Source organism: Winogradskyella sp., assembly GCF_025210595.1.
GTDB lineage: Bacteria > Bacteroidota > Bacteroidia > Flavobacteriales > Flavobacteriaceae > Winogradskyella.
Map to the genome: position 1 here is coordinate 1 of NZ_JAOARH010000154.1, position 5462 is coordinate 5462.

Annotated in this window: 5 protein-coding genes and 1 pseudogene; all 6 read left to right on the forward strand. The window is 31.9% G+C overall.

Features of this window, described 5'->3' with window-relative positions:
* Positions 1-234 precede the first annotated feature (234 nt).
* Positions 235-2022: a tetratricopeptide repeat protein gene (locus N4A42_RS14315; RefSeq protein WP_294075436.1), complete on the forward strand. Its 1788-nt coding sequence runs from the start codon at positions 235-237 to the stop codon at positions 2020-2022.
* A gap of 133 nt (positions 2023-2155) precedes the next feature.
* Positions 2156-2479 (forward strand): DUF4286 family protein, encoded by a 324-nt coding sequence (locus N4A42_RS14320; protein ID WP_294075438.1) that lies wholly within the window; start codon positions 2156-2158, stop codon positions 2477-2479.
* 131 nt (positions 2480-2610) lie between these two features.
* Positions 2611-3399, forward strand: a complete 789-nt coding sequence (gene rsmA, locus N4A42_RS14325; protein ID WP_294075439.1) for a 16S rRNA (adenine(1518)-N(6)/adenine(1519)-N(6))-dimethyltransferase RsmA — start codon at positions 2611-2613, stop codon at positions 3397-3399.
* A gap of 5 nt (positions 3400-3404) precedes the next feature.
* Positions 3405-4775 carry a magnesium transporter gene (mgtE, locus tag N4A42_RS14330; RefSeq protein WP_294075441.1) on the forward strand — a complete coding sequence of 457 codons (1371 nt, stop codon included), beginning with the start codon at positions 3405-3407 and terminating at the stop codon, positions 4773-4775.
* A gap of 72 nt (positions 4776-4847) precedes the next feature.
* Positions 4848-5213 carry a cupin domain-containing protein gene (locus N4A42_RS14335; RefSeq protein ID WP_294075443.1) on the forward strand — a complete coding sequence of 122 codons (366 nt, stop codon included), beginning with the start codon at positions 4848-4850 and terminating at the stop codon, positions 5211-5213.
* 3 nt (positions 5214-5216) lie between these two features.
* Positions 5217-5462 (forward strand): annotated as a pseudogene (locus N4A42_RS14340) (hydroxyacid dehydrogenase); the annotation flags it as partial.

Consider the following 5462-nt stretch of genomic DNA (forward strand, 5'->3'; position numbering starts at 1 on the left):
AAAGCGTATTGTTCTACTTATTGCATTGGCTGTTATGGTAAGCAAAGTTTTTTTTTAGATATATAATAATAAAACACCAAGACAAAGTAATTGAATCATATTTACAAGAATAATGGTTAATAGCACATTTATTTTGCTGGTCTAAATGCCTAAACATTATGTTTAGGCATTTTTTTATAATAACATTTACAATAACTAGAATCTGCATTTGTTATATTTACAAAAATTGCTTCTGTGAAAACACCTCTCTTTATAGTATTATTTGTATTTGGACTTTATTTTGGCTTTAGTCAAAACAGTGAAGTGTTAGCAGACAGCTATTACAAAAAAGGTGAGTTTAAAAAAGCATTAGTTATCTATGAAAACCTCATAAAAGAGAAGCCATACAATTACAAATTTGTTTATAAGCTCGTTGACACGCATCAACAACTAGAACAATTTGATGCTGCTGAAAAAATCCTGGTTCAACGCATAGAAAAGCATAGAAATCCTACACTGTTAGTAGAATTGGGTTATAATTTTCAGTTAAAAGATAGTTTAGATACCGCAAAATCCTTGTATAGAGAAGCTATAAATTATGTTGACGAAAAGCCAAATTACATTTACACCATAGCAAGAAAGTTTGAAGATCATTCTCTTTTAGAAGAAGCCATTGAAATTTATAACAAAGGCAAAATACTTACTCCAGATAAAAACTACAGCATTCAGTTAGCACGCATATATGGAGATCAAGGCAATATTGAAAAAATGTTCGAAAACTATATAGAATATATAGCTTATAAACCCAACTTTCTTAACAATATAAAACGTGCGGTAAGTGATTTTATATCAGAAAATAAGGATAATGAAAACAACATTTATTTAAGACGATTATTACTTAAAAAAATTCAACAAGAACCAAGCCCTTATTGGTACGAAATGCTAAGTTGGTTATATGTACAAGAAAAAGCCTATAACAAATCTTTTATACAAGAAAAAGCTTTATACAAACGTAATCCTGAAAGTTTAGATCGTATTATAGAATTGGCAATTACAGCACTTAACGATAATGATGACGAGACCTCTAAAGATATTTTCAATTACATTTTAGAAACCACTCAAGACGCTAGTACTGCGCTAACAGCACATCAATACATTTTAGAAATTGACACCAAAAATGCTGCTTCAGAAAAAGAACTAATGCGTATTGATGAAGCTTATAATAACTTATTCAATGAATTCGGAAAGTCTGAACTTACCTTATCGCTTCAATTAGCTTATGGCGAATTTTTGGCATTCCATCAAAAAGATACCAAAAGCGCTACATCTTTTTTGAGAAAAAGCATGAAATTGAACATTTCAGAATTTCAAGAGGCTAAAGTAAAATTATTGCTAGCAGATATTTTAGTATTACAAGAACGCTTTAATGAAGCCTTAATTTTCTACTCTCAAATTCAGTTGAGTTTAAAAAACAGCACCATTTCACAAGAAGCACGTTTTAAAGTTGCAAAAACAAGTTATTACAAAGGTGATTTTGATTGGGCAGAATCGCAGCTTAAAATTTTAAAGTCTTCTACATCTCAGCTTATTGCTAATGATGCATTAGATTTAAAGCTTTTAATTTCTGATAACAAATGGGAAGACAGTACACAAACCGCTTTAAAATATTATGCAAAGGCAGATTTATTAGCATTTCAGAATAAAACAGAGGAAGCCATTTCTTTATTAGATAAAGTTTTACAAGAACATAAAGGTGAAAGTATTACTGACCAAGCTTTATTTAAACAAGCTAAGCTTTACGAAAAGGAAAAACAATATAACAAAGCCGAAACCAATTACCTTAAAATAATTTCGGATTGGAAAGAAGACATTCTAGCTGATGATGCACATTACCATTTAGCAGAGCTTTACAATACCCATTTGGCTAAACCTGAAGATGCCAAACAACTCTACGAAAAAATTATTTTTGATTTTGAAGACAGTATTTATTTTATTGAGTCTAGAAAAAAGTTTAGAATGCTAAGAGGTGATAGTATTAATTAGCAGAACTAAATAGCATTTAATTTTTTTTGAAATAAAAAACTATATAACGCCTTGAAGAGAAAAATTAAATACTTATCAATTGCTTATTTTTGCAGCAATAAAACCTAATATTTCATCCTTAAAAACCCAAACAATGATTATATACAATGTTACAGTAAACATCGATGATTCTGTTCACGATGAATGGCTAACTTGGATAAAAGAACATATACCACAAGTATTAGCAACTGGTAAATTTGTAGACGCTAAATTAACTAAAGTATTGGTTGAGGAAGACATGGGAGGCACAACCTATTCGGTACAATACAAAGCACATTCTAGAGAGGCCTTAGACGCTTATTATACTGAAGACGCAGAACGCTTAAGAGGAGATGGATTAAAACGTTTTGCAGATAAAATGCTAGCTTTTAGAACAGAATTAGAAGTTATTGATGAGTATACGGTTAATTTCAACTAAGCTATATGCCTATAAATCAAATATTATATAAGAACAAAAAAAGCTTAAGTTTTATAAGTGCAGTATTAGTCGTTTTGGACTTTTTATTATCTTCATTTCTTTGAAACAACCTCAAAATCCTTCATAAAACCGTGTCAAATCAAAATCAAGTCAAAGCAAAAAAACACTTAGGTCAACATTTTCTAAAAGACGAGAATATTGCAAAAAAAATCGCTGACACATTATCTTTAAAGGATTATAAAGATGTGCTAGAGATTGGTCCAGGCATGGGAGTTTTAACCAAATACCTCCTCAAAAAAGACACAACCACACATGTTATAGAAATAGACACCGAATCTGTTGAGTATCTTAAAAACAATTACCTTAATCTGTCTAACAGAATTTACGAAAAGGACTTTTTAAAACACGATTTAACTCAAATTTTCAAAGATCAACCTTTTGCTATCATTGGTAATTTTCCATACAATATTTCATCTCAAATTGTTTTCAAAACATTAGAAATGCGAAAACAAATTCCAGAGTTTTCAGGCATGTTTCAAAAAGAAGTCGCACAGCGTATTTGTTCTAAAGAAGGCTCTAAAGTTTACGGAATTCTTTCGGTTTTAACACAAGCGTTTTACGATGCCGAATATCTTTTTACAGTACCACCTTCAGTTTTTAATCCGCCACCAAAAGTAGATTCTGGTGTATTACTTCTAACGAGAAAAGAGAACTACACCTTGCCTTGTGATGAAAAGTTATTTTTTAAAGTCGTAAAAACAGCATTTCAGCAGCGTAGAAAAACATTACGTAACAGTTTAAAAACATTTAATCTTTCCGATAATTTAAAAGCAAATACTATCTTTGGGCAGCGTCCAGAGCAATTAAATGTTTCACAATTTATTGAGCTGACGTCTTTGATTGAAAATGACCAGAGATAATTTATTTGGAAGAAAACAAGGAGCATATCATTTTTGAAATTAGCGACGAGCTAATAAACCGCGTTAAGCATATCGTTGATACGGCAAATGATGCAGAAGCATTAGAGTTGTTCAAAGATTTGCATTATGCAGATATTGCCGAAATTCTAGACATATTAAATCTAGATCAAGCGACTTATATTATTAAGTTACTAGATAGTGAAAAAACCTCTGATATTCTTTCTGAACTAGATGAAGATGTAAGTAGTAAAATTCTTAACAACTTATCAGCAAAAGAAATTGCCGAAGAAGTCGAAGAATTAGATACTGATGATGCCGTAGATTTAATTGAGGAGCTTCCTGAAGAACGTAAGGAAACTGTAATTGCTCAAATTGAAGATGAAACCTTTGCAGCCGAGATTAAGGAGTTAATGACTTATGAGGATGATACGGCTGGTGGATTAATGGCAAAAGAATTGGTGAAAGTTTACGAAACTTGGACCGTTGCAGGTTGCCTTAGGAAAATTAGAGCACAAGCCAAGCACGTAAAGCGTGTGCATTCTATCTATGTGGTCACTAAAGACGAAAAACTCATCGGAAGATTATCGCTAAAGGATTTAATTATTGCCAAGAACGAAAGCAAAATATCAGAAATCTATATTCCAAAAGTAGATTATGTACATGTAGATGATGACGATGAGGAAGTTGCAAAAGTTATGGCAAAATATGACTTAGAAGCCATTCCTGTTGTAGATCATAACAAGCGTTTATTAGGACGTATTACTATTGATGATATTGTAGACGTTATCAAAGAAGAGGCTGAAAAGGATTATCAATTAGCAGCAGGTATTACCCAAGATGTCGATGCAGAAGATAGCATCTGGATGTTAACTAAGGCACGTTTACCATGGTTGTTTTTAGGCTTAGTTGGAGGTATTGGAGCAGCATTAATTATGGGAGATTTTGAACATATGTTACAAGATCATGCTGTTTTATTCTTTTTTACTCCACTTATTGCCGCAATGGCAGGAAATGTAGGAGTACAATCTAGCGCTATTATTGTGCAAGGTTTAGCAAATGATGATATTAAAGGAAGTGTCAACAATCGATTGATAAAAGAAATGCTACTAGCCCTATTTAATGGTGTAGTTTTAGCTGTGTTTTTATTCTTATTTGTATGGATTTATAAAAGTGAAATCTATACTGCGCTTGCCATATCTTTAGCACTAATTGTTGTTATTATTGTTGCAGGTCTTATCGGAACTTTTGTACCATTGTTTTTAAACAAACGTGGTATTGATCCTGCAATTGCAACAGGACCATTTATTACTACAAGTAATGATATCTTCGGAATTTTAATCTACTTCTGGATTGCAAAGTTAATTCTTGGTATTTAATTCGTTTAAAATTGTTACACTTGGCATTGTTGAAGTGTTGTTTCCATATTTCAATATCGCTATCTTTATCTCATGAATGCAATCAACATTAAAGAGAAATTTTCAAAATTCTCAAACCATTGGCATCCACATCAAATTGCTATAGTAGATGATATGCAAGTCTTGTTAGCAAAGATTAAAGGCGAATTTACTTGGCATGCTCACGAACATGAAGATGAATTGTTTCAAGTGGTAAAAGGCACGTTATATATGCAGTTTAGAGATCGAACTGAAATTGTACGAGAAGGAGAGATTATAGTGATACCTAAAGGCGTAGAACATAATCCAAGGACTAAAAATGATGAAGAAGTACATGTGTTATTGTTCGAGAAATTATCTACAGCACACACAGGAAACGTTATTCATGAAAAAACACAAACCAATTATCCGAAGATTTAAAACATGAAAATCCTTCACCTAGACACCAACCATCCATTACTACTTGAGCAATTAAATGCTTTAGGATTTACAAATCATGAAGATTATACGTCTTCAAAACCCGAAATTGAAGCTAAAATTCATGAATACGATGGTTTTATAATTCGTAGTCGATTTAAGATTGATAAAGCATTTTTAGATAAAGCGACAAGCCTTAAATTTATAGGTCGTGTAGGAGCAGGCTTAGAAAATATAGATTGTGATTATGCC

Coding starts and splice junctions, on each gene's coding strand:
- N4A42_RS14335 (WP_294075443.1), top strand. CDS start 4,848: ATGAATGCAATCAACATTAAAGAGAAATTTTCAAAATTCTCAAACCAT.
- N4A42_RS14320 (WP_294075438.1), top strand. CDS start 2,156: ATGATTATATACAATGTTACAGTAAACATCGATGATTCTGTTCACGAT.